This window comes from Bradyrhizobium sp. Leaf396, assembly GCF_001424605.1.
Lineage (GTDB): Bacteria > Pseudomonadota > Alphaproteobacteria > Rhizobiales > Xanthobacteraceae > Bradyrhizobium > Bradyrhizobium japonicum_C.
Genome location: NZ_LMQJ01000022.1, coordinates 16,411 through 40,226 on the forward strand (window position 1 = coordinate 16,411; position 23,816 = coordinate 40,226).

Below are 23,816 nucleotides of genomic sequence, written 5' to 3' on the forward strand. Positions count from 1 at the left end.
AGTCGCCTGCCCACGAAGGGCCCTAGAGGGTGTGCGCGTGACTACCGAACTGAGTGCGGCCGCGGAGGCCACTAAGATGCCCTCCGATGTGGGACCAAGGCCGAAGAAATTGGCCTGTCCGATCATTCAGCCGCCCGAGGCATTCCACTTCGTTCAAGAACAGAACTGATCTGCTGTCGCCTCGTGAACCTTGCGTAGAGTGCTGGTAGTACCACGAGCGTGAGTACTGTCGCCGTCAGCAATCCGCCGATGACGACCGTGGCAAGCGGCTTCTGCACTTCCGCGCCCGTCCCTGTTGCCAGCGCCATCGGCACGAAGCCGAGCGAGGCCACGAGAGCTGTCATGACGACGGGGCGAAAGCGTGTCAGGGCTCCGTCGCGGATCGCCCGGACAGGCGCCACCCCTCGCTCGATCAGCGACCGGATCTGGGTCAACATCACCAGACCGTTGAGCACGGCTACACCGGACAATGCGATGAAGCCGACAGCTGCCGATATGGAGAACGGCATGCCGCGCAGCCACAAAGCGGCAATTCCGCCGGTCAGGGCGAGCGGCACGGCGCTGAAAACCAGTAGCGCATCGCGTGCCGACCCGAGCGCCCCAAAGAGCAGCAGGAAGATCATCGCGAAGCATCCGGGGACGACGATGGCGAGCCGCTGGCGCGCGACCGAGAAGTTCTCGAACTGTCCGCCCCAGGCCAAGTAGCTTCCTGGGGACAGCTTCACCCCTTCCGCGACCTTTTCCTGCGCTTCGGTGACTAGCGATCCGATATCCCGCCCGCGGACCTCTGCGGTGGCGACGACGCGCCGTTTGCCGTTCTCTCGGCTGATCTGGTTGGCCCCTTCGGTCTGCTCGAACGACGCGACCGCACGCAGGGGTACGGTCGCCGCCGGTGCGATCGGATTCGAATGCGGCAACGGCACCGGGAGGTTCTCAAGCGCGGAAATGTCGCCGCGCAGCGCGTCGTTCAGCCGAACCACGATCTGGAAGCGCCGATCCCCCTCGAACACTAGCCCCGCTGCGCGCCCGCCGATAGCAGTCTCGACCAGGTCTTGGACGTCTGCGAGATTGAGGCCGCGCCTTGCGATTTCGGCCTTGTCGATCTTGATGTCAAGGAACGGCAGTCCGGTGGTCTGCTCGACCTTCACGTTTTCGGCGCCATCGATCTTCCGCAGGACGTCCGCAATGCGGGCTGCCGTACGCTGCATGTCCGCGAAGTCGTCGCCGAACACCTTGACGCCGAGATCCTCACGGACCCCCGCGATCAATTCGTTAAAGCGCATCTCGATCGGTTGCGAGAAGCCGACCTTGTTGCCGGGAAGCTTGGTCGCCTCCACCTCGATGGCCTGGATGAGATCGTCCTTCGTCATCGAGGGGTCGGGCCATTCCCTTTGCGGCTTGACGATGATGTAGGTGTCGGACGCGCTCGGCGGCATCGGATCGGCCGCCAGATCCGGCGTGCCGGTGCGGGAGAACACGAAGGCGACCTGCGGGAACTTGCTGATCACCTTTTCGATCTCGAGCTGCATGGCCTGCGACTGGGCCAAGGCCGTGCTCGGCACGCGCTTCACCTCCATGACGATGTTCTTTTCGTCGAGCGTCGGCGTGAATTCCTGTCCCAGACGTGAGAACAAGGCGAGCGAGGCGGCGCAGAGCACAGCCGCCGACGCGACGACCACGCCCGGACTTGCGATGCTTCGCGACAGGATCGGCTCATAAGCCTCCTTCAGTCGGCGGACGAGGAAGTTCTCGGTCTCCCTTACGGACTTTGTCAGGGTGATCGCCGTCGCCGCCGGGACGAAGGTCAGGGAGACCACGAAGGCCATCGCCAGTGCGATCATCACCGTCAGGGCCATCGGTTCGAACGTCTTGCCCTCCACGCCGGTGAAGGCGAGCAGCGGGACGTAGACGAGGATGATGATGAGCTGGCCGTAGACGGTCGGCCGGATCATCTCGACCGCGGAATCGGAGATCGTCCTGAGCCGTTCGTCGCGCGTCAGAGTCCGTCCCAGGGCGACCTGCCGCTCGGCGAGGTGCCTGAGGCTGTTCTCGCAGATGATCACCGCGCCGTCAACGATCAGACCGAAGTCGAGCGCGCCAAGGCTCATCAGGTTCGCGCTGATGTGCCCCCGCAGCATGCCCGTCGCGGTCAGCAACATGGTGATGGGAATGACGCACGCAGTGATAAGGGCCGCCCGGAAATTGCCGAGCATCAGGAGCAGCACGGCGATCACCAGCAGCGCTCCTTCCGCCAGGTTAGTCGCGACCGTGAGGATCGTGGCGTCGACGAGCTGAGTGCGATTGAGCACTGTCCGGGCGTGTATGCCCGGCGGCAGCGCCCGACTGATATCCTTAATCTTGGAGTCCGCCGCGGCAGCAACGGTGCGGCTGTTCCCGCCGATCAGCATCAGCGCTGTTCCGAGGACCACCTCGCGTCCGTTGACGCTGGCGCTTCCGGTTCTCAGCTCCTTCCCGATGGTGACGTCGGCGACGTCTTTGATCCGCACCGGCACCCCATTGCGGGTCGAGGCCACGATCTGTCTGATGTCCTCGACGTTCGCGACGCGCCCGGCGGCGCGGACCACGTACCCTTCACCGTTCTGCTCGATGTAGTTGGCGCCTCTGCTGGCATTGTTGGCTTCGATTGCATCGATGACTTGCTTGAATGAAAGGCCGTACGCGATCAGCTTCGCTGGATCCGGCTGCACCTGATACTGCTTCACGAATCCGCCAATCGCGTCGGCGCCGGCCACGCCCGGTACCGTCTTCATCTGCGGCCGGACGATCCAGTCCTGCACGGTCCGCAAGTAGACCGTCCGTCGAAAGTCGTCAGTCAATCTCTCGCCTTCCGGCGTGAGATAGCTGCCATCGCTCTGCCAGCCCGGCTTGCCATCACGCACGGGCGCCGTGGCGCCAGGCTTTTCGTATTCGACCGCCCACCAATAGATCTCGCCGAGGCCGGTCGAGACCGGCCCCATCTTCACTTCCACCCCCGGGGGCAACGAGGATTTGGCGTCGTTGATGCGCTCGGCGACGAGCTGCCGCGCGAAGTAGATGTTCGTGCCGTCCACGAAGACGACGGTTACCTGAGCAAAGCCGTTCCGGGAGAACGATCGCGTCGACTCCAGGCCAGGAATGCCGGCCAGCGCCGTCTCCAGCGCGACCGTGACCTGCTTCTCGATCTCGACCGGCGTCAGCGCCGGCGCCACCGCGTTCACCTGCACCTGGACGTTGGTCACGTCCGGCACGGCGTCGATCGGCAGCTTTGTCAGCGACCAGAGGCCGGTCGCCGCAGCGACCAGCACTACCAGCAGAACCAGCCAGCGGCGCCGGACGGAGAATTCGACGATACGCGCGATCATCTCAGTCCTCGTCGCCAGGCTTGGAGAGCTCGGCCTTCAGTGGAAAGGTATTCGATGACGCGATTGTTTCGCCGGCGGCGAGTCCGGACGTCACTTCGACCATCCCATCGTCGCGGCCGCCGAGCACGACGTCCCGCTTCTCGAATCCCTCCGACATCCGCACGAACACGACCTTCCGTCCATCCACGGTCTGCACGGCGGTCGCCGGCACCACCACAGGGACCTGGCGCGATTCCACGGCGATCGCCGCCGTCACGAAGGATCCGGGACGCCAGAGCCGATCCGGATTGTCCAGGGTGGCGACGACGCGCGAGGCCCGCGTTTCCTTGTCCAGCAACGGGCTGACGAAGATGACTTTGCCCGTCCCTACGCTGCTTCCACCTCGGACGGAGACCGCAACCTCCTGCCCTTCTCGGACCGCGGGGAGGTCGGACGAGTTGACCGTCATCTCGACCCAGACCCTGCTGAGGTCGATGATGACAAAGAGCTCGGTCTCGAGGCTGTCTCTTCCGACGGCGGCTCCGCGCTCCACCTTGCGTTCGACCACTTGCCCGGAAATCGGCGCCCGGATGTTCTGCAGCCGCAGCGCCCCCTCGGGCGCGTGAGAGATCGAGGCGATCTCGCTTTCCTCGATACCGAGCGCAAGCAGCTTTTGCCGTGCGATGTCGAGGCGCATCGCCGTCTGCGCGGCAGCGTTGCGCGATTTGATGTACTGCTGCTCTGGCACCGCCCGGCCTTCCCAAAGGGACTTGTCGCGGGCTGTCAGATCCTGCTGCAGATCGTTGGACAGGCGGGCCGCCATGAACTCGCTCTTGGCGTCGGCGACCTCCCGGCTTTCCAACGCGCCCAGAACCTCGCCCTTCGCGATCTCGTCGCCGATGTTCTTGCGGAGTTCGGCGACCGTTCCCGACAGCTTCACCGATACGTGGGCCACCCGGTCGGCGTCCGGCGCGATGACGGCCGGGACGGACAGCCTCGTCGCAATCGTGGCCGGTCCGGCCTTGGTCTGTTCGATTTTGGCCAAGGCAATCCGCTCTTCGTCCATCCGGATGATGGGTTTGCGCTCCTCCGCCTGCGGGCGGGGTGGCTGCGGCGGCCCGGCTGCGGCTACGCCCACCGTCTTGCGTAGCGCCGGCGCGCCCGGCTCCCAGGCCGCGAACGCGCCCGCCGCGACGATGGCGGCCAGACCGAGAACCCATAGGGAGTTTCGAGAGGACATCGGGCGACTCCCGGTCATAGATAGCGCGAGATCGCCTTGAACTCGGCGAGTACGGTCTTGGTCGGCTTCGAGGAGCCGCCGTTGGCCGCGACGTCGAGGCAGTTGTCGACGTGATCGTGGATCAGCGTCCGCTTCGCTTCTGTGATCGCCTTCTCGACTGCGTGAAGCTGCTGGGCCAGGTCCAGGCAGGAGCGCCCGTCGTCGAACATCTCGATGACGCGGCGAAGGTGACCCTCCGCGCGCTTCAGGCGCTTGACGATCCGGACGTGGCTTTCATGGGCGTGCTGCTTCGTCATCCCTATATCCTATCCTCGTGGAGGGGATATTCCTAATCTGGAAGGGGCAGAAACTGACTGCGGTATCGTAGTTGACTATCATAGGATACCCCCCTATCTTATGGTGCATGTCGCACACCATCACACACAAGTCAAAGCTCCTTGCCCGCGTCCGGCGCATTAAGGGACAACTTGACGCGGTCGAGCGGGCTCTGGAGGCGGAACTGGGCTGCGCCGACGTACTCATGCTCGTCGCATCGGTCCGGGGCGCCGTCGGCGGTCTGACCACGGAACTGCTCGAGGATCACATCCGCCATCACGTCGTCGATCCCGCGCACGAAAAGGATCCGGAAAAAGCCAAGGGCGCAGCTGACCTGATCGAGGTCGTCCGAACGTACTTGAAGTGAGCCGGAGATGCCTGACCTGTCTCAACTGCTCCAGCAGAGCAGCGCAAACGCATGGCTGTTCGTGCCTAGCGCGATCCTCCTCGGCGCGCTGCATGGTCTCGAGCCCGGTCATTCCAAAACCATTATGGCGGCGTTCATCGTCGCCGTCAGGGGCACCGTGCTTCAGGCCGCGCTCCTTGGTCTGTCCGCGACCATCTCCCACACGGCGATCGTTTGGGCGATTGCGCTCGCGGGCCTCTACTTCGGCCAAGAACTCTCCGGCGAACGCAGCGAGGCCTACCTGCAACTCGCGTCGGCCGTCATCATCATCGGCATAGCCGGCTGGATGGTCTGGCGCACCCGGAGCGAGCAGAACGAGGAGCACGACCACCACCATCACGACGAGCCGCACTCCGTCTCGCTGGCCGGACAGTCGCTCTCGCTGCAGATCAACGAAGACGACGCGCCGCCGCGCTGGCGAATGCGGAACGACACCGGCGCGCTCCCGCCAGCCGGCGGCATCCGGGTGACGACGATCCGTGAGGACGGCGCCGAGCAATCGTTCGGGTTCGTCGCCAAGTACGGATACTTAGAGAGCCTTGATGAAATTCCGGAGCCGCACGCGTTCAAGGCGCGCGTCGCACTCGCCGGCGACACCGCCGAGGTTCTGTTCGATGAACACGATCACGACCACATCGATCTGGGCGACGAGGACGACGCTCACGCGCGCGCCCATGCGGCCGACATCCGGACGCGCTTCGCGGGCCGCACGGCTACGACCGCGCAGATCCTTCTCTTCGGTCTTACCGGCGGGCTGATTCCCTGTCCGGCCGCGATCACCGTTCTGCTGCTCTGCATCCAGTTGAAGCAGTTCACTCTCGGCTTCCTCCTGGTGCTATGCTTCGGCATCGGCCTGGCAATCACCATGGTATCGGCCGGCGTCCTTGCGGCCCTCAGCCTGCGACACGTCGAGCGGAACTGGCGCGGCTTCAGCCGCTTCGCCCACGGGGCCCCCTATGTGTCTGCAGCCTTGATCGTCCTCGTCGGGCTCTACACGGGGTGGATGGGCGTGCACGAACTCGTCTTGTAGGATGCGCGGAGAAAGAGGCCTGGTGTCAAGCAGGAGACCAGGGATGGGCGCACGCTTGCTCTCGATTGCTGTGGTCGTCGCACCCCGCCTAGCGCCGTAGCCGCTCAGATCGCCGCCGATCCGCCGTGGAATCCACATCACATCGGCTCCATACGTCAGGCTGTCCTTGCCAAATGCCCATCGAAACCCAGCGCGGCCCACTCCTTCGTGACCTACCTTCGCAGCGAAGTGCACCTGCAGTACCTTCACTGCGAGGGCGTTACCTTTCTGCGACACGGCGGGATGTCTGAGTGGAGGCCATTACCGCCAGCTTCGACGTTTTCGTGCGCTCGCCAACGATCGATGCAAACAGAATCCGTACTGGCTCGACCGGCGACTTTTCGCCAGCCTCCTTCGCAATCTGGCCGAAGGTCGCGTCAGGCGCGTCGACCTCGCTTATTCACTGTGAGAGACGCAAGATACGGCCAAGCCGTTCTCGCGTCCGGCACCCGTTCCAGAGCTCGCATCCGGAAATCGCAGCGTGATCTTGAGACCTGGTTTGTTGTCGGACAGTTCAATCACGGCTTGATGGAGATCGGTAACGGCAGCAACCAGACTAAGTCCAAGGCCGTTTCCCGCCGTGGTGCGGCTCCGCTCCAGGCGGTAAAATCGCCGGAACACGCGATCTCGCTCGGGTTCCGGGATGCCGGGACCGTCGTCGCTCACCTCCGCGATGACTGTGCCGCGCGAGTGAAATCCGCGCAAGACGATGCGCGTCTTCGTCGGTGTATGCCGCAGCGCGTTTTCCATCAGGTTGGAAAAGAGTTGGATCAGAAGCTCGCGGTCGCCATTGATCGGAAGCTCGTCGGCAAGTTGCAACTCCAAAGCTCGGCCGCCGTCCTCGATTGTCGGCTCGTAAGCATCCGCAACCGTCCGCATGACCTCCTCCAGATCGACCAAACGGAACGACGCGCGTCGAGCCCCGGCCTCGATTTGCGCGATTCTCAAGAGTGCCGAAAATGTCTCGAGGAGCTGGTCTGCGTTCTCGATGGCCTGATCGATGGCACGTTGATAATCGACTGGCGAGCACGCCCGCGCTTTGGCGGACTCGAGGCGCTGGCGCAGGTGAGTGAGCGGTGTCCGGAGATCGTGGGCAATATCGCTGGAGACCTGTCGCAGGCTCTCAAGCAAATCCGCGATGCGATCGAGCATCGTGTTCAAGGTCGCGGAAAGCCGATCGAAGTCGTCGCCCGAGCCCGTCAGGGCGATGCGCTGAGACAAGTCGCCGGCAATGATTGCTTCCGCAGTCCGGCTGACGTGGTCAACCCGCTTGAGCAGCGAGCGGGTGAAGAGGATCCCAGCCGCCAGACCGAGCACGAGTGCAAGGCCGAGCGCGATGAAAAACCCATTCAGGACCACATCTTCGACGTCCTCGACGCTTTCGAGATTGTCGGCAACGACGAGCGTCAAGCCGTTTGCCAATGCAGTCGACTCCACCAGGATCTGGTCGGTTGCGTCTTCGCCATGGGACCGAGGCACGATCTTCGGTCGTGCGGTCGACGTTGCGGCAAATTCAGCCAGATAGCTTTCACCGATCAGGACGTGGCCTTCGGCATTGACAATGGCATAATGCAGACGCCGCTTGGCGGCCGAAGATCGCTCCTCGATCGTAGAGCGCAAGCCCTCCATGCCGTGGCGCCGATATTCGGCCAGCAGCGACGAAGACTCCGCGTCCATGCGGTCCCGCGCCTGATGCTCAAGAGCGGACGTCACCGTGATTTCGGCAACCCAGGCGATGACAGAGACGGACAGTACGAAGACGACCGTGTGAAGCAGAGCGAAGCGGAACCCCGTGCTTCTAAAAAGTCTAGGGGCGGGCACGGAGAATGTATCCTGAACCGCGAACCGTCTCGATCAGCTCAGTGTCGAAACCGCGATCGATTTTTGACCGCAGCCGGCTAATGTGAGTTTCTACGATGTTCGTTTTCGGATCGAAATGGAAATCCCAGACACTCTCCAAGAGCATCGTGCGCGTTACGACCCGACCGGCATTGCGCATCAAATACTCCAACAGACGGAATTCGCGGGGTTGTAAGTCGATGTCCAGACCGGCGCGGCGCACTTCTCGGCTGATCAGGTCCATCTCCAGGTCCGCGACTTTCAACACGGTCTCGACTTGGGCCATTGGCGGCCGTCGGGCCAGGGCATTGATCCGAGCCGACAGCTCGGCAAACGCGAACGGCTTGATGAGGTAGTCGTCCGCGCCGGCCTCGAGGCCTTCGACGCGATCACCGACGCCAGACATCGTTGTCAGAAAGAGCACTGGGGTCTTGAGTCCCGTCGCACGGGCCGTCTTGACCACCGAGAGGCCGTCGAGATGGGGAAGCATCCGGTCGACGATCAGGATATCGTAGGCCTCGCTGGTCGCCATGAACAACCCGTCACGACCATTTGTCGCGATGTCCACCACGTGACCCTGTTCCCGCAAGCCCCGCCTGAGATAGGACCCCGTCTCGGCGTCGTCCTCGATTACAAGAACACGCATCGCCTGCATCTCCCATCGCATGAGCAGCCGCCTCGCGATCAGGTACGATCCTACAATGCCGGCGCGTCGTCAAACGCGCCGCTCGACCGGAACGGCCTCCTCGCCCTCGTGGCTGAGCGTCATATAGACTATCACGCCGGCAATAACGGTCAGGAACACCGCGCTCGTGATCACGGTGCCAAGTCCCAAGCCGCCATTTCCGATCGGTTGCGACAGGAGATCGCCGAAGGATGCGCCCATCGGGCGCGTCACAATATAAGCGAGCCAGAATGCGAGGATGGAGTTCATCTTCAGCCCGAAATAGCCGAATGCAATAACGGCGATGACTGCGCCGTACACCAGCCCGGCCTGCAGATAGCCCAGGTTCAGGCCTTCAGCGGCGAGGTCTCCGGCGGCCGTGCCGAGGGCGAACGTCAACAAGATGGCCAGCCAGTAAAACAGTTCGCGCCGGGTGGTGTAGATGGTATGAATGGAAAGGGTCCTTTCCGCCAGATACCATACGGCGAAGGTTGCCGCGAGCGCGATGGCGAAGCCGATGCTGGCGGCCTCTTGGCTGACGCCGAGGTGATCGACAAGGCTGTCGGTGAGCAGGGTGCCGACAATGCTGACCAGAACCACGGTCACCCAGTAGATCCAGGGTACATATCTCTTCTGCGCAAACTGCACCATCAGCACGGCGAGCAAGAGCCCGCTCATCAGCAAGGATGTCTTCGAGAGGCCGAGACCCAGATTTGCGTTGAGGAAGTCTGCCGCCGTCTCGCCGACGGTCACAGCCATCAGTTTGATCAACCAGAAGTCGACTGTTACCTTCGGTACGCGATTGTAGATGGCGCTTAGGGGCGGCTGGGTTGCATGCATCGGATCGGCTCCTATTCGAGAACTGCTGCCAATTGCGTACGGCTCCCGCGCGTTCGACGCGCAAGCCGAGGGTCAAAAAACATTCGGGAAGATGCGCGAGAGGAAGGAACTGGGGCCGCCGTGTAGCGGCCCCAGTCGTCGAGATCAGTCGTCGTCGCCTTCGTGACCGTTCTCGTTCTGCTCGTTGTGGGCAGTGACGGTTTTCACCACCTTGCCCGATTGGGGGTCGATCAGCACCTCGTGGCGGGTGCCGCCCTTGAGGACCTGCACTTCGAGATAGACCGTACCATCTTGATCCTCGATGCCCGAGCCGACGGCCTTGCCGCCGACCGCTTGTTCTGCGGTTGCCATGGCCTCTGCCATACTGACCTTGGCGTTGGCCATGACCGCCGCTTCGTCGGTCGGAGCATCGCGGTTTTTGGCGTAAGCCGCGACTGAGCCGCCGATCGCGCCCGAGGCAAGGGTACCGGCCAGGATAGCGGTCATAAGTTTGGTGCGGAGCATTGGTGTCTCCTTTCGTCCGCCGCGAAGCGAAGGCTTCGCTGATAGGCCGAACCATGACCGGGAGAGCATTGCCTGAAATCGACCGACGCTATACGTTTTGGTAATGATCGCCCGGATATCGCGAGGGTGCCGCGATATGCGGTCCGCCTCGGGACCCTAAAATCCATTATGGAAAACGGATGATCACCTCGGTGATCGGCTGACGCAAGGCGACCGTCGCGCGCATCACGATGGCCGCCAATAGCGCCGTGCCCATGCCGCCGACTACGTCCGAAACGTAGTGCGTTCCGACGTAGATGCGCGAGACCATCAGCAGCGCCGCCGGAATCGCCAAGATCAGCGCGCGGAGCCGGCGATGCTGCAGCAGTGTCGCGGCGACGATCGCCATCGCGGCCGTGGCATGATCTGAAGGAAAGGAGGGGTCGGAGCTGCGTGCGACGATGAGATGGGTTATACCTAGCTCGTAGGGGCGGAGACGACTTACAAACAACAGGATAAACTGGTTAATGAGGAGACCGAAAAGAAAGGTCAGTCCGGCGTCGACCGCGAGCATCCTCTCGTTTGCCCTGTCCTCGCGTTGCCACCACCGCACCGCGACCGCCAGAACCATGACCGGAATCGTGAAATCCGTCACCCCGATCATGAACCAATCGAGCATAGGACGATGTCCGGCCGAGCTGTTGAGCCACTGAGTAAGCGCGATATCGAGACCTTGTCGCATGCGTGGTGCTAAGCCTCCAGGAAAGCAACGCCAATCTGGGTTTGCGTTCTCCAGGCGGCCCGGCAGGCCTTTCGCGCTTTGTCGGCGTTGACAAGAAGGATGAACTCGTCCGGAATTCCGCAGGTGTTTTCGACATTCAGCGCAGCGCCACCCTGCGACAAGTTCTTGATGGTGCAGTCGATGATTGAGCGCCCGTGGTTGAAAACAATCTTGCCACCCTTGAAGGTGCGCCGTCTGTCCGCTTGCCGCTTCTCCATGACTGCCCCAACTCGGCGCGATCCATCCGACGAGAACAGGAGCCTAGCAGTCGACACCTGACGGGGCCTTCACCAAAACTATACCGATTTGTAATGTCGGCTCGACGAGTTCTGGCGAGCAGGGGGCGGTTTTAATGTATGCGACGCTCGCAGTCCTGATCTTCCGGATGAGGCGATAGCATTCGACTTGCGGTTTGCAAGTCTGCCCTCGCGCCGCCTTGCAGTCCGCAGAATACGAAATTGTATAGAGCCCGTAACCTCGCGGAAGGAGAACAGATTGCACTCTGCGCGTTGTCGCGTCGTTCAAATCAGGAGGTGCTCACATGCAAGAGAGAAATGCCGGTCGCCATGCAGGGCAGGACTTCTCATCACCGTCTGCTTCAATCGAACTGCAGGATTTTGCCACAAAAGTACCGGCGGTTACTCTCTCGTTCTGGGTGATCAAGATCGCCGCCACCACGCTGGGCGAGACCGGCGGCGATACCGTTAGCATGACGTTGCATTGGGGGTACCTCGCCAGCACCGCGCTGTTTCTCTCGATCCTTGCGGTCTTGGTTGTGCTGCAGACCGCAGCGAAGAGGTTCCACCCGTTCCTTTACTGGGCCACCATCATCGCATCGACCACGGCCGGCACGACCATGGCTGATTTTGCCGATCGCTCGCTCGGTATCGGCTATGCTGGCGGCTCCTCGATCCTATTTGCTTGCGTCATCTTTACCCTGGGTTTGTGGTACTGGTCGCAGGGATCGATCTCCGTCGACACCGTGAACACGCCAAAGGTCGAGGCATTCTATTGGGCGGCGATCACCTTCTCGCAAACCCTGGGCACCGCTCTGGGCGACTGGACGGCCGATTCGACCGGGCTTGGGTACGAAGGAGGGGCGATTGTCTTTGCGGCAGGACTTGCCGTCCTCGCAGCGCTGTATTATCGGACCACAGTTTCACGTGTTCTGCTGTTCTGGGCTGCGTTTATCCTGACACGACCATTGGGCGCGACCGTGGGCGACTTCTTCGACAAGCCCGTCAGCCAGGGCGGTCTGCACCTGAGCCGCCCTATCGCTTCGGCCGTGATTGCCGTCTTCATCGTCGCCTGCCTCTTGATTTTCCCTCAGCGGGCCGGCCGACATCCGGCAGGGCGCCTCGCCAGCGATGCGGTCTAAACCCTCAGCCCACCTGGCAAAACGCGGCCCGGCGTCAGGTGAAGCAGCACCCAAAGCAAGCCTGTGCAGGACATGCGGATGACAACCCCATTGCAGTACGGCACCACCGCGAGAGTTCTTCACTGGCTCGTCGTCGTACTGCTGCTCGCGCAATATTCGATTGGATGGCTGATGCCGGACATTCACCGCGGCGAGCAGCCGGGCATCGGCATGACCCTCCACGCCAGCTTGGGGATCCTGATCCTGGCCGCAATGCTGCTGCGGTTCGCATGGCGGCTTGCCCATCCTGTCGCGCCAGAGAGCTCGCTGTCCACCTGGCAGCGCTTGAGCTCGGAAATGGTGCACTGGTCGCTTTACGCGCTGGTGCTCGCGACGACGCTCACGGGATGGCTGTTCGCCTCTTTTCGTGGCTGGTCGGTCTCCTTCTTGTTCTTGACACCGCTGCCGATGCTGGGTTCTGTCGATGCGACCGCCGCTCGAGCCATTGATGGCCTCCACCAAGCCATGGAATGGACCCTGCTGGCGTTCATCGTTATCCATGTGTCGGCAGCCCTATTGCACATCCTGCTGTACCGCGATGGGGTCGTGCAGCGGATGCTACGATAGAGCCCTTTCGTCGCGCGCGTTCGCGGGCGGTGTGGAGCATCGCAGCTTCATCCGCGGGATCTCGGAATCAGATAGATTTCCATGCCGGGCGCGTCATCGAGCGACCAGCTGGAAGGCCAACCGTTCAGGAGCCCGGCCCCTCCTTGAGGGGGCGGCCACGCCTCTCATGGCTTTCGCGCCCGGTCACGTTCGGAACAGCCGGCCTGCCAAGGTCCATCACAACAGACCCAGGCTGCGGACCAGCATGTAGATTGCGACTGCGAATATGAGCGCCGCAAACACGGTGTTCAACGCGCCTTTGCGGCCAGCGAGGGAGGTCGCGGAGCGGGCGCCGAGAAGCCCGCCGAGAACGCCGCCGACGATGAACAACCCGGCGAGAGACCAATCCACAAGGCCGGACAAGGCGTAGTTCGCCGCAGTTGTCAGCCCGAACGCGGTGACCGCCAGGAGTGAGGAACCCACCGCGTACAAGATCGGCATGCCGGTGGCTGCGATCAGGGCGGGCACGATCAGAAAGCCACCGCCGATCCCGAAGAAGCCGGATAAGGATCCCGTGACGAGGCCGAAGGCCACAAGCTTCGGCAGATTTTCGCGATTGAGCCTCACCGACGGCTCGCCCTCGCCAGAGCGGCCTTTCATCATTAGCGCGCCCACCACCAACATGACGATGGCGAAAAGTGCGAGCAGCTTCTGGCCATCGATGATCTTGCCGAGAGTGGAGCCGAGAAAGGCGCCAGCTATGCCTGCAAGCGCGAACACCGAGGCGCAGCGCCACTTCACGTTACCGGCGCGGACGTGATTCGCCAGGTTGGCGGCAGCGTTTGCCGCGACGGCGATCGCGCTCGTCCCGATCGCGACATGAGGATCCGCTACCCCAACCAGATAGATCAGCAGCGGAACCGCCAGAATGGAACCGCCGCCTCCTACCAGGCCCAGCGAGAAGCCTACCAGCGAGCCGGAGGCCAGACCGAGCGCGCCTTGGGTCAGGGACAGCATGGCGACAACTCCTCCTTCATGCGGCTCGCGCCGGCGCGCCGTAAACTTCGCGGTTCCAAGGCGCCCGCATGAGGATGCGGGCCATGCCGCAAAAGCCTGTGAGCCCGGCCGTCATCAGTCCGGCACCCACCAAAGCCGGCACGGCGAAGAACCAAGGCGAGGCCAAAAGGCCGAGCAGCGTGCCAGCGAAGACGAGACTTCCGGCCCCGATCTGCACCTGCCGCTGAAGCTCGATCGGCAGCCGTCGGTCGGTCACGACCGGCACCAGCCTTGCGCCAAGCGTCGAGCCCGCCATCAACGACGAAGGACTCGCAAGCGGCATCGAGTTTTGCGGCGAGCCGCGGCGCATTGGCTTGGGTACGGGCGCCGCTCTTGCAATGAAAGATGATCGGCTTGTGATGCCCCCGACATCGGCTTCGTCGAGTTTCGACAATGGTAGGTTTCGCGCCCCCGGAATTTTCTCGCGCGCGTGCTCGTCTGCTTCGCGGATATCGACGAGGGTGGCGCCCTCGTCGAGAAGACGGCGGGCGTCCATCGGGTTGATAGTCCGTAGCGACATTCCTAGTTCCTTCTTGGCTTATCTGCTCTTGGCTTTGACGGGCGTGCAAAACAGCTTGTGCAGCGTGGCATAGAGCTGCTCGATGCGCGGATCGGCGATGCGATACCAGAGCGTCTGGCTTTCCCGCCGGAAAGTGACGAGACCCTCGTCGCGCATCTTCGCGAGATGCTGCGAGAACGCCGATTGCGAAAGGCCGACGGCCTCGGCGAGGGAACTCACGCTGTCCTCCCCGCATTCAAAGAGCCTGCACAGGATCATCAGCCGACGCTCATTGGCGAGAGCGCGCAGGATGGAGGCAACCTCAACCGCCTGCTTTTCGAAAGTTTCCGGATCGAACGTTGCTGAGGCCACCGCCCTGTTCCCATTATTTCAGTCATTGCTGAATTAGATATTGCTAATATATCCGTCAAGACCAACCGAACAATGGCATCAGGGAGTTCCAGAATGTCACAGCCAATCATCCGATCGTTCTTCGACGAGCCGACAAACACGGTGAGCTACCTCGTCGCCGATCCGGCCACGAAAAAGGCCGCTATCATCGACCCCGTGTTCGACTACGATCACAATTCCGGCGAGGTGGATACGCGCTCCGTCGAGGCGATGCTGGTGGCCGCCGAAGAGGCGGACAACACTGTCGAATGGGTGTTGGAGACCCACGCGCATGCCGACCACCTCTCGGGCGCACCGTTCATCAAGGCGAAGACCGGCGCGAAGATCGGGATTGGCGAGCACATCAAGGACGTGCAGCGCATCTTCCGGCCGATCTTCAACGCCACCGACTTGAAGACCGACGGCAGCGACTTCGATCATCTGTTCCGCGACGGCGAGCGCTTCAAGATCGGCGAACTCGACGTCGAGGTTCTCTACACGCCGGGGCACACGCCGGCGGACATCTCTTACAAGATCGAGGATGCCGTGTTCGTCGGCGACACATTGTTCATGCCTGATTACGGCACCGCACGCGCCGACTTCCCGGGCGGCGATGCTCACAAGCTCTACCGGTCGATCAAGCGGCTGCTGTCGCTCCCGCAGGAAGCTCGGCTGTTCATGTGTCACGACTACAAGGCTCCCGGCCGCGACACTTTCGCGTGGGAGACCACGGTACGCGAGCAGCGCGAGAACAACGTCCACGTCAAGGAAGGCGTTTCGGAAGACGAATTCGTCACCATGCGGGAGGCGCGCGACACCAAACTGTCGGCGCCGAGGCTGCTGCTGCCTTCCATTCAGGTCAACATTCGCGCCGGCAAATTCCCGTCGGCTGAAGCCAACGGGGTGCGCTATCTCACGATCCCAGTGAAGCTGAAGGGCGGGGCGCAGACCTGCGTATAGGCCTGAGACATCGCGCGTCATGCCGCGGCACCGGCCGGCAATCATACGTCGAACGTCAGCTCCGATCTGGTGCCGCTGCGACCCTCGCGGTTCGATATGGTGAGTTTCGCCCCGACCTTCGCAAGCGCGAGCTTAACGATCGCAAGGCCCAGCCCGCTTCCGATAGGACTTCTCAGTCTGCCCCGGAAGAAGCGCTTTCCGATTTGGTCGAGTTCGTCGGCTGGGATCCCCGGCCCCTCGTCCTCGATGACGAGCGCGTTGCCCCGGGCCGTCCACGCGACCCGTCCCCCGCGCGTGTGCTGCACTGCGTTTTCATGCAGGTTCCTAAGCGCGAGTTGAAGACATTCGGCATTCGTGTTGAGCGTCATCGTCCTGACGCACTCGTCGATCGTCACCGTCGTCCGTTCGTGCCTTGGCGTTGCGGCGACGATCTCCTCCAGGATCGGGCCGACTGCGACCGGCGCCAACGGTGCGTCGGCGGTGTCGGAATCCAGCCTTGCGATCGTCAGGAGCTGGCGCACCAGGCGCGCGCTCCTGTCGACAGCGGTGACGATCTGTTCCAACGCCCCGCGCACGACCTTTGGGTCGTCGGCGGCCAGAGCCACCTGGGCTTGCGTCTTCAGGCCCGCCAGCGGTGTGCGCAGTTCGTGTGCAGCGAAGGCTGTCACTTCGCGTTCATGCCGGCGCGCGGCTTCGACCCTGCTGAGAAGCCCGTTCAAGGCGACCGCCAGCGGCCTGACCTCGGTCGGAGCACGTTCGGTCTCGACGTGCCGCATGTCGTCCGGCTCGCGCGCGCCGAGATCCTGAGCCATCCGCCGCAGTGGGCGCAGGCCCTGTCCCACGCTCGCCCAGATCGCGGCGCCGAGCAGCGGCGCGATCAGCAGCGCAGGCCACATCAGCCCCTTGATCAGGTCGGTCACCAGACGCTCCCGCAGCCCGACGCGGTCCCCCACCATCACACGCAGATTGTGATCGGCGTCCTCGACCGAGAACACGCGCCAGGGTTCGCCGTCGATGATCCGGTCCGAGAAGCCGGAGGCGGCGGGCGAGAGCTGCTGGTCGGGCGCGCCGCTCGATTTCGCGACCATGCGACCGTCGAGCGACCAGATCTGACACGACAGTTGACGTTCGTAGCTGCCGAGCGGCTGTACCGGGGACGGGGTTGAGCTTCCCGGAAGGGTGTCAAAGCCGGACGCGAGAGAGGCCACCATGCGCGCGGCCTCCTGCAGGCGCGTGTCGAGAACGTGCTCCACCTCGTCGCGGCTTCCGACGTAGATCCAGACGACTGCCGCCAACCAGACGATCCCGGTCGCTGCGAGCAGCATCGCGAACAGCCTCAGTCTCAAGGACCTCATCGGGCTGTCCCCATCCGGTAGCCTACGCCGCGCAGCGTCTGGATCGTGTCCTTGCCGATCTTGTTGCGGAGATTGTGGATGTGAACCTCGACCGCGTTGCTCTCGACGTCCTCCTGCCATCCGTAGAGGCGCTCTTCCAGTTCGGCACGCGAACGGACCTGCTCCGGACGCTCCATCAGCGCCGCCAGAATCGCGAACTCGCGGCGCGACAGGTTGATCGGCTCGCCGGCGACGGTCGCCGAGAGATCAGCCGGCGAGAGCACGATGGCGCCGTAGGTCATGGTCGGGACCGCACGCCCACCTTCCCGGCGGACGATGGCGCGCAGGCGCGCCGCCAGTTCATCGAGGTCGAAGGGTTTCGCCAGGTAGTCGTCAGCTCCAGAATCCAGTCCCGAAACCTTGTCGCCGACGCGGTCGCGCGCCGTCAAGAGCAGAACGGGCGTGGCGTCCCGCCGTCCCCGGAGCCTGCGCAGCAGATCCAGGCCGCTACCATCCGGCAGCATGATGTCGAGCACGACCGCCGAGTAGCGCGACGTCGCGAGCGCGGTGTCGGCATCCTCGCAGGTGCCGACCGCGTCGACCGTGGCGCCGGTCAACGACAGTCCCGCCCGCAGACCATCGGCCAGGATCGGATCGTCTTCGACGACGAGTATGCGCATCAGTACCTCCGAGGTTCCTCTCGTTCCCCAGCCTTAAGGCTGGCTTAAGGTAGCCTATCCAAGTCGTGGCATCCGCTCACAAAACGCAGGGCCGCCACCGACATGCCGGGCTTTCATCGACTATCGGTCATATTGTTCGTTCTCCTGTCCTCCTTCGCGTTGGCCCGGGCGGGAACGCCGCCGTCCGCCGACCAGGCGTTCCAGTTGAAGGTGTCACGCGACGACGCCGCGCTATCGCTCATCTGGGCAATCGGGCCTGGCAGCTACCTCTACCGCGCAATGATCGCCGCCAAGAACGCGGTGCCTCCCGGGACGGCTGTCACGGTCCAGACGACCCATGGAGAACCCAAGGACGATCCGAATTTTGGGCCACAGGAAATCTACCGGAACGCAGCAAAGGCCGAGATCGCTTCGATCAATCTACGAGGGTTGCGCGAAATCGTAGTGACCTATCAGGGTTGCGCGGAGCAGTACCAAATCTGCTACCCGCCGGTCGCCAAGACGATCAATCTGGAAACGCTGGCGATCAAGGACCGCGACGCCACCGCCCCGTCCTCGTCCGGTTCCTCATCCTTCGTGGACGCTCCGGATGCCGCGGTTGGAGCGAGCGACGGCGTCTCGGCGACGATCGCGCCCGCACCTCGCGAGGGCATCTCCTACTGGGTGACGCTCGGCGGCATGCTGGCCTCGTTCTTCGGCTTCGGCATTCTATTGTCGTTCTCACCCTGCACCTTCCCGCTGGTGCCGATCTTCTTCGGTCTGATGGCCCGGTCGCAGGAGCGTCTTTCGTTCGGCCGGGGGCTTGCCCTCGCGGCGACGTTTGTCGGAGCGTCCGCATCGGCTTACGCAACGCTTGGTGCGTTCGCAGCCTGGTCCGGATCCGGAGAGAACCTGCAGATCCTGCTGCAGACGCCGGTTGCGCTTGGCGTAATGAGCGCCGTCCTCGTCACCCTCTCGCTGTCCATGTTCGGCCTGTTCGAGATCCAGCTGCCGGCCGCCTTGGTCGAGCGGATATCGGGCGCGGCCTCCGGAGGCGGTCGCGGACCGCTGGCCGCAGCCGCCGTTCTCGGATTCGGATCGGCACTGATCGCCGGCCCCTGCGTGACACCTCCGCTGGCCACGGCCCTGCTGTACGTCGCTCGCACCGGCGACGTGATGCGCGGCATGGCGGCCCTCTTCCTGTTCGGAGTCGGCATGGGCGTGCCGCTTCTGGTCTTCGGAGCGTTGGGACCGCGGTTCCTGCCGAAGCCAGGTCGCTGGCTCGTCCGCGTCAGGCATGCCTTCGGCTTCATCCTGCTCGCCGTCGCGATCTCGATCTTTTCCCGCGTTCTGTCGCAGCAGACCACGCTGCAGCTTTGGGGCGCGCTCGCGACGGGTGTCTCCGTCTATCTCGGAACGCAATTCCTTATGACGCACAGTCGATGGCGCTTTGTGTCCATGGGCCTGGCGAGCATTTCGCTTCTGATCGGCTCGGTCCTGATGATCGGATCGGCAGGTGACGACAGTCTCAACGCGACTCGCATCCTCGATCGGTTCGTGACGCGCGAGACCGGATCCGAAGACCCCGTCCGAACGATCCGATCGGTCGCCGCCTTGGACGACGAACTCGCTACGGCCCGCGCGGACGAGAAGCCCGTCATGCTCGACTTCTCCGCCGAGTGGTGCGTCGAATGCAGGGGCATGGATGCCGTCCTGCGCAAACCTGAAGTCCGTGCACGCCTGCAAGCCTTCAGAATGGTGCGTGCCGACGTGACCGCCGTCGACGACGCGAGCCGAGCCCTGATGAAGCGCTTCGACATCGTCGGGCCGCCGACCATTCTGCTGTTCGGCACGCTCGGAAGCGTCGATCCGACGGTCAAAATCGTCGGCGCGGTCGATGCCGACGCCCTGCTCGGAAAGCTGTCGGCGGCCACCTCGGCCGACTGACCTCAACTCCCAGAACAAGGAAAACTAACATGCTTCAGCACGTCTCCAGACGCACGCTCGCCCAAATGATCGCCGTCGCGGGCGTCCGCTACCTGGTCGGCCCCGCGCGCGCCGACGACGCTCCCAGCGAAGCGGACATATCGCGCGAAGCCATTCTCTACGATCCGGCCGCGCCGACCGCGGGAAACCCGAAGGGCGATCTGACCATCGTCGTCTTCTTCGACTACAACTGCCCCTTCTGCAAACAGGCGGAGCCAGAGCTCGAGCGGCTGGTGAAGACCGACGGCAAGATTCGCCTCGTCTATAAGGATTGGCCGATTCTGACGCCGGATTCCATCAAGGGTGCGCAGTGGGCGCTGGCCGCGAAGTATCAGAACCGCTACGACGCCGCGCACTTCGCGATGATGGGAATTCCCGGGCCGAAGATTCCGGCCGAGCGTATGCGTGAAGCGATCGCGAAGTCCGACGTCGACATGGATCGTCTCGATGCCGATCTGAAGGCCCACGGCGACGACATCACCAAGCTCCTGCGACGCAATCTTGCCCAGGCCGATTCGCTAGGCCTGATGGGCACGCCCGCCTACATCGTCGGCCAGTACCGCGTGACGCAGGCCTTGAACTATGTAGGCTTCAAGCGCGTCGCCGCCGACGCGCGCGCCCGCGCAGCAAAGAAGTGAGTAACGCGGGCTCGCGCTCTTAAGCCTGGCTTAAGCTGCAGATCGAGACTGACCGCCATTGGCGAAGTCACGTTGGGATCATCGGATGTCAGGGCCGCACTTCTTTTCAGAGGACGGACGCATGGCGGGCACACCAAATCTGGACAGCCTCAAGGCGGAAGACGAAGGTGTCCGCCTCGTTCACAAGGATTGGCCGATCCTGACGAACGCCTCTCTCTATGACGCCCGCCTCGCGTGGGAGTTCGGTATAAAGGCGGGTACGACACGGCACACCACACGCTCATGGCCATCCCCGGGGCCAGGATGCGCAGCAGCAGATGCTGGAGAGCCTCCGCGCATCCGGCATCGACATGGAGGCGCTGCAGGTCGACCTTCGCCGCCACGCCGACGTCATCGATGCGCTGCTCGTCCGCAAGTCCTTGAGCCTCGCCGAGACGCCATCGTAACTGATCGGAAGTCCTCTCTACAACACGCTCGACTACGCGGGCTTTCGCCGGGCAGTCGCCAACGCGCGCCGGCAGGCGGCACCGAAGGAATCAATATGACGCTTCGAAAGCAATGGGCTGTGTGTGCCGCGGCAGTGCTTCTGCCGGCAGCGCTGGCGGGCTGCGTCTCCGACGCCGACATCGTGCCCAAGGCCGCGGCCGCGAGCTACGCGCCGATGTCCGACCCGCGATATGGCGCGGTCTCGGACGGCGCCTATACCGTTGCGGCGGTTCCTGGCGGCGACCTGAAGACCCGTTACATGCGTCAACTCGTCGACGATCCGACCGGGCAGCCTGCCGGGACCGTCGTCGTGGACCCGAAAAACCGTTTCCTCTATCTGGTGCAGGAAGGCGGCAAGGCGCTCCGCTACGGCGTAGGCGTCGGCAAGGAGGGCATGGCCTGGTCGGGTACCGCCAATGTAGCGATGAAACGCGAATGGCCGCGTTGGACGCCGACGACGGAGATGATCGCCCGGGAGCCGGGGAAATACGCCAAGTGGGCTCGGGGCATGGAGGGCGGCACGCAAAACCCGCTCGGCGCCCGCGCTCTCTATCTCTTCAAGAACGGCAAGGACACGCTGTACAGGATTCACGGCACCAACGAGCCATGGTCCATCGGGCAGGCGATGTCGTCCGGCTGCATCCGCATGATGAACCAGGACGTGATCGACCTCTACCGACGCGTGCCGTCGGGAGCCAAGGTCGTGGTCCTGCCGACGGGCGGTGCAGAGACCGCGGCGTCCGGCGGATGAACTTCGATCGGCGCGCGACCTCGACGAAAGCAGGGATGCCCCAAGGGGCGGGGATCCCGCTCCTACGGCGGTGCTGAGTGCCCCTGTCGACACTTCGTCAGGCGACGTCGCCGAGCTGGAGCGATGCACCAACACAAAGACCAGAAGGCCTTTAGATGGCTTCGACCGCCGCCCTCAATTCGCCGCGGACCTTCTCCGCGATCGTCGCCAGTGATTCATTCTGTATGGCCTGCATTGACGCTACCGGATCCACCGCTGCCACTTCGGTCTTCCCATCGAATTCCTGAACCACAACGTTGCACGGAAGCATGGTTCCGATCTTGTCCTCGGCCATCAGCGCCTCATGCGCCATTCTCGGGTTGCACGCACCCAGTATGACGTAAGGCCGAAAGTCGGCGCCGATCTTCTCCTTGAGCGTCGATTGCACGTCGATCCTGGTCAACACGCCGAATCCCCGGGCCTTGAGTGCCGTTATCGTTTTGTCGACGGCCTCCGCAAACGGAAGGTCGAGTGTTTTCGAGAAATAGTACGACATTCCAAACTCCTGTACTGGTGTGCCTCAGCGCTACGCTGGTGCAGTCGCGTTTGGGACACCCCTCGCAGCCCGAAGGGCGCTATCCGCGGTTTCCGCCACGTGCCTGAAATCGCCTCGTAACGCCATCAGGGCTCGACGTTCTTGCTCGATTTCGTAGGAAGTGCGAAAGCCCAGCTTTCTCAAGACAGGCACCGGGGGGCACCACCCCTGGATCGTATGCTGGAACAGAAAGCCGGTCACCAGCGCCGGGAGTGCGAGCCAGCGCTGATTGTGAGCGGCCGCCAGAACGATGCCAGTGAATCCGGTTACAGCTGCATTAGCTTCGATGGTTCTCTCGATGTCCCACTCCCGGTCGAGCTCGCGCAACCTGTCGGCAATCTGGTCGCGGTGTTCGGCGAAAAAGGCGACGTTCGCCCGCATCGTGCGCTCGCTGCGACAATTATCGCTCCCAGACGAACGTAGGGGTACCCGATTCCGCGTCGTGGCCATCTATCAGCTCCGAGACGTCCTCACTGGATTACGCGCGCTGTCCTGATTTGTTCCTACTGCGCACGCGCTGACGACGGCCGACTGTCGCGCGAAGGTGCAGCGGACAGCTATGTCCGACGATTCGTCGCGACGATCACTGACGGCTGTTTCAAGGCGCAATGTCGAGCCTCGGGCGGTAACGAATCAGGCGCGCTCCACGTCGCGGGCTTCGCGGTTCCGAAATACGAGCTGAAGAACGTTGCCGGCGGCAGGCTCGCTCCGTCGACCCCTTAGTGCGTCGAACCGCTTGCTCTTCAACCTTTCTCCAATTTCATCTAACGCCGACGCAATTAAGTTGATTTTGCCGCGCACTCCCTCACACTTCAAATAGCCTCGCGCAACGCTGCAATGGTGGGAGCTGTCGTAATGCCGCAATTCGATCCCGAGCTGGTGTCGCGAATGAGGAGCGCTCTTGAAGATGCGATGACGAGGGTGCCCTCAGACGTCGCCACGGTTTCCACAAAGGCGTTTCTCGCCGAATGCATTCTCAAGGCCGCGGCGCAAGGTCACACCAGCTACGCCGATCTCGTCGCAGCCGCCACTGACCAAATCCAAGCCCTGATACGATATTGTCGTGAACTGCCGACCAATCACATCACGAAGCAGGAAGGGACGCGGCCGCCGCTTCCTACGATATTTGACAAAGGCGACGTGAGACCGGGACTGAGATATGAGATCGGCGCAGATGCATGAGCGAGGCCAGCGATGGATCCGTTCACTCTTCTGAAAAATTGATGGTTCTTCTTCTCGGTCATGCTCGGTGTCCGGCACCGCCGCCCGATCGAGCGGCTGTGCCGCTGACAGTCGCCACCCCGCGTACGCCCGCGAGAAGATCATCGGCGCGGGCCTACCTGGTCGACTTCCGACGACGAAGGGAGAGGCCGTGCACGCATACATACCGGTAAGCGCTTGGAACTCTGTCCCGTAAGCGTCGTTGCTCACACTAAGAGTTTCACGAAAGCGCAGGACTATGGGCGAACGCTCCCCGATGGCTTGCCGGAGATGACAATGCTGTGGCGTTCGCCTCCGCCAATGGGAGGCCATTCAAGCCCT

The 23,816-nt window shown here is 63.0% G+C and carries 26 protein-coding genes and 1 pseudogene; 10 read left to right on the forward strand and 17 right to left on the reverse strand.

The window, feature by feature from the left end:
• Positions 1 to 122: 122 nt before the first annotated feature.
• From ASG57_RS19865 to ASG57_RS19875, 3 genes are all read right to left on the reverse strand, one after another.
• Positions 123 to 3,362: an efflux RND transporter permease subunit gene (locus ASG57_RS19865; protein ID WP_024342022.1), complete on the reverse strand. Its 3,240-nt coding sequence runs from the start codon at positions 3,360 to 3,362 to the stop codon at positions 123 to 125.
• A 1-nt stretch (position 3,363) separates the two neighbouring features.
• Positions 3,364 to 4,407, reverse strand: a complete 1,044-nt coding sequence (locus ASG57_RS19870; protein WP_244490938.1) for an efflux RND transporter periplasmic adaptor subunit — start codon at positions 4,405 to 4,407, stop codon at positions 3,364 to 3,366.
• A 188-nt stretch (positions 4,408 to 4,595) separates the two neighbouring features.
• A complete protein-coding gene (locus ASG57_RS19875; protein WP_024342020.1) occupies positions 4,596 to 4,877 on the reverse strand; it encodes a metal-sensing transcriptional repressor in 282 nt (93 codons plus the stop codon).
• 107 nt (positions 4,878 to 4,984) lie between these two features.
• Between ASG57_RS19875 and ASG57_RS19880 the strand changes: the two genes are divergently transcribed.
• A complete protein-coding gene (locus ASG57_RS19880) occupies positions 4,985 to 5,263 on the forward strand; it encodes a metal/formaldehyde-sensitive transcriptional repressor (protein WP_024342019.1) in 279 nt (92 codons plus the stop codon).
• 7 nt (positions 5,264 to 5,270) lie between these two features.
• Entirely contained in the window at positions 5,271 to 6,332 is a 1,062-nt protein-coding gene (locus ASG57_RS19885) for a HoxN/HupN/NixA family nickel/cobalt transporter (protein ID WP_057197102.1), read from the forward strand.
• A gap of 435 nt (positions 6,333 to 6,767) precedes the next feature.
• Here ASG57_RS19885 and ASG57_RS19890 read toward each other — a convergent pair whose 3' ends face one another.
• The 6 genes from ASG57_RS19890 to ASG57_RS19915 form a co-directional block, all read right to left on the reverse strand.
• Positions 6,768 to 8,192, reverse strand: a complete 1,425-nt coding sequence (locus ASG57_RS19890) for a HAMP domain-containing sensor histidine kinase (RefSeq protein WP_155248690.1) — start codon at positions 8,190 to 8,192, stop codon at positions 6,768 to 6,770.
• Positions 8,179 to 8,856 carry a winged helix-turn-helix domain-containing protein gene (locus ASG57_RS19895; RefSeq protein ID WP_057197175.1) on the reverse strand — a complete coding sequence of 226 codons (678 nt, stop codon included), beginning with the start codon at positions 8,854 to 8,856 and terminating at the stop codon, positions 8,179 to 8,181. Before ASG57_RS19895 ends, ASG57_RS19890 begins: the two co-directional genes overlap by 14 nt.
• A 69-nt stretch (positions 8,857 to 8,925) precedes the next feature.
• Positions 8,926 to 9,714: a COG4705 family protein gene (locus ASG57_RS19900; protein ID WP_057197103.1), complete on the reverse strand. Its 789-nt coding sequence runs from the start codon at positions 9,712 to 9,714 to the stop codon at positions 8,926 to 8,928.
• 144 nt (positions 9,715 to 9,858) lie between these two features.
• Entirely contained in the window at positions 9,859 to 10,218 is a 360-nt protein-coding gene (locus ASG57_RS19905; RefSeq protein WP_057197104.1) for a PepSY domain-containing protein, read from the reverse strand.
• A 166-nt stretch (positions 10,219 to 10,384) separates the two neighbouring features.
• Positions 10,385 to 10,939 (reverse strand): phosphatase PAP2 family protein, encoded by a 555-nt coding sequence (locus tag ASG57_RS19910; protein ID WP_057197105.1) that lies wholly within the window; start codon positions 10,937 to 10,939, stop codon positions 10,385 to 10,387.
• A gap of 8 nt (positions 10,940 to 10,947) precedes the next feature.
• Entirely contained in the window at positions 10,948 to 11,196 is a 249-nt protein-coding gene (locus ASG57_RS19915) for a PilZ domain-containing protein (RefSeq protein WP_057197106.1), read from the reverse strand.
• A gap of 323 nt (positions 11,197 to 11,519) precedes the next feature.
• On the opposite strand from ASG57_RS19915, the gene ASG57_RS19920 reads away from it, so the two are divergent.
• On the forward strand, positions 11,520 to 12,356 hold the full coding sequence (locus ASG57_RS19920; RefSeq protein WP_082529012.1) for a COG4705 family protein: 837 nt from the start codon (positions 11,520 to 11,522) through the stop codon (positions 12,354 to 12,356).
• A gap of 78 nt (positions 12,357 to 12,434) precedes the next feature.
• Positions 12,435 to 12,962, forward strand: a complete 528-nt coding sequence (locus tag ASG57_RS19925) for a cytochrome b (RefSeq protein WP_057197107.1) — start codon at positions 12,435 to 12,437, stop codon at positions 12,960 to 12,962.
• A gap of 216 nt (positions 12,963 to 13,178) precedes the next feature.
• On the opposite strand, the gene ASG57_RS19930 is transcribed toward ASG57_RS19925, so the two are convergent.
• From ASG57_RS19930 to ASG57_RS19940, 4 genes and pseudogenes are all read right to left on the reverse strand, one after another.
• Positions 13,179 to 13,958 (reverse strand): sulfite exporter TauE/SafE family protein, encoded by a 780-nt coding sequence (locus ASG57_RS19930; RefSeq protein WP_057197108.1) that lies wholly within the window; start codon positions 13,956 to 13,958, stop codon positions 13,179 to 13,181.
• 16 nt (positions 13,959 to 13,974) lie between these two features.
• Positions 13,975 to 14,307: a YgaP family membrane protein gene (locus ASG57_RS40060; protein ID WP_422866743.1), complete on the reverse strand. Its 333-nt coding sequence runs from the start codon at positions 14,305 to 14,307 to the stop codon at positions 13,975 to 13,977.
• A pseudogene (locus tag ASG57_RS40065) lies at positions 14,288 to 14,517 on the reverse strand (rhodanese-like domain-containing protein); the annotation flags it as partial. The pseudogene ASG57_RS40065 and the gene ASG57_RS40060, both read right to left, overlap by 20 nt.
• Before the next feature lie 18 nt (positions 14,518 to 14,535).
• Positions 14,536 to 14,868 (reverse strand): ArsR/SmtB family transcription factor, encoded by a 333-nt coding sequence (locus ASG57_RS19940; protein WP_057197109.1) that lies wholly within the window; start codon positions 14,866 to 14,868, stop codon positions 14,536 to 14,538.
• A 93-nt stretch (positions 14,869 to 14,961) separates the two neighbouring features.
• Here ASG57_RS19940 and ASG57_RS19945 point away from each other — a divergent pair, with 93 nt between their 5' ends.
• Entirely contained in the window at positions 14,962 to 15,846 is an 885-nt protein-coding gene (locus tag ASG57_RS19945) for an MBL fold metallo-hydrolase (protein WP_082529013.1), read from the forward strand.
• 41 nt (positions 15,847 to 15,887) lie between these two features.
• Here the strand turns inward: ASG57_RS19945 and ASG57_RS19950 are convergent, their stop codons facing one another.
• Together ASG57_RS19950 and ASG57_RS19955 are read right to left on the reverse strand one after the other, a co-directional pair.
• Complete coding sequence (locus ASG57_RS19950; protein ID WP_057197111.1) at positions 15,888 to 17,201, reverse strand: ATP-binding protein; 1,314 nt, start codon at positions 17,199 to 17,201, stop codon at positions 15,888 to 15,890.
• Positions 17,198 to 17,860 carry a response regulator gene (locus tag ASG57_RS19955; protein WP_057197112.1) on the reverse strand — a complete coding sequence of 221 codons (663 nt, stop codon included), beginning with the start codon at positions 17,858 to 17,860 and terminating at the stop codon, positions 17,198 to 17,200. Before ASG57_RS19955 ends, ASG57_RS19950 begins: the two co-directional genes overlap by 4 nt.
• Before the next feature lie 102 nt (positions 17,861 to 17,962).
• On the opposite strand from ASG57_RS19955, the gene dsbD reads away from it, so the two are divergent.
• The 4 genes from dsbD (at position 17,963) to ASG57_RS19970 (ending at position 21,700) form a co-directional block, all read left to right on the forward strand.
• Positions 17,963 to 19,786, forward strand: coding sequence for a protein-disulfide reductase DsbD (gene dsbD, locus ASG57_RS19960; RefSeq protein ID WP_057197113.1), 1,824 nt, complete (start codon positions 17,963 to 17,965; stop codon positions 19,784 to 19,786).
• Between the two features lie 29 nt (positions 19,787 to 19,815).
• Positions 19,816 to 20,463 (forward strand): DsbA family protein, encoded by a 648-nt coding sequence (locus ASG57_RS19965; RefSeq protein ID WP_057197114.1) that lies wholly within the window; start codon positions 19,816 to 19,818, stop codon positions 20,461 to 20,463.
• A 317-nt stretch (positions 20,464 to 20,780) separates the two neighbouring features.
• Positions 20,781 to 20,909, forward strand: a complete 129-nt coding sequence (locus ASG57_RS39695) for a hypothetical protein (RefSeq protein WP_283806200.1) — start codon at positions 20,781 to 20,783, stop codon at positions 20,907 to 20,909.
• 95 nt (positions 20,910 to 21,004) lie between these two features.
• Positions 21,005 to 21,700, forward strand: a complete 696-nt coding sequence (locus ASG57_RS19970; RefSeq protein ID WP_057197115.1) for a L,D-transpeptidase — start codon at positions 21,005 to 21,007, stop codon at positions 21,698 to 21,700.
• A gap of 151 nt (positions 21,701 to 21,851) precedes the next feature.
• Here ASG57_RS19970 and ASG57_RS19975 read toward each other — a convergent pair whose 3' ends face one another.
• Both ASG57_RS19975 and ASG57_RS19980 read right to left on the reverse strand, forming a co-directional pair.
• The gene (locus ASG57_RS19975) at positions 21,852 to 22,235 is read right to left on the reverse strand and encodes a DUF302 domain-containing protein (protein ID WP_057197117.1); all 384 of its coding nucleotides are present in this window, start codon (positions 22,233 to 22,235) and stop codon (positions 21,852 to 21,854) included.
• Positions 22,236 to 22,265: 30 nt separating this feature from the next.
• Positions 22,266 to 22,724 carry a hypothetical protein gene (locus ASG57_RS19980; RefSeq protein ID WP_057197119.1) on the reverse strand — a complete coding sequence of 153 codons (459 nt, stop codon included), beginning with the start codon at positions 22,722 to 22,724 and terminating at the stop codon, positions 22,266 to 22,268.
• 405 nt (positions 22,725 to 23,129) lie between these two features.
• Between ASG57_RS19980 and ASG57_RS39250 the strand changes: the two genes are divergently transcribed.
• Complete coding sequence (locus ASG57_RS39250) at positions 23,130 to 23,456, forward strand: hypothetical protein (protein ID WP_063997006.1); 327 nt, start codon at positions 23,130 to 23,132, stop codon at positions 23,454 to 23,456.
• The last annotated feature ends 360 nt before the right edge of the window (positions 23,457 to 23,816 follow it).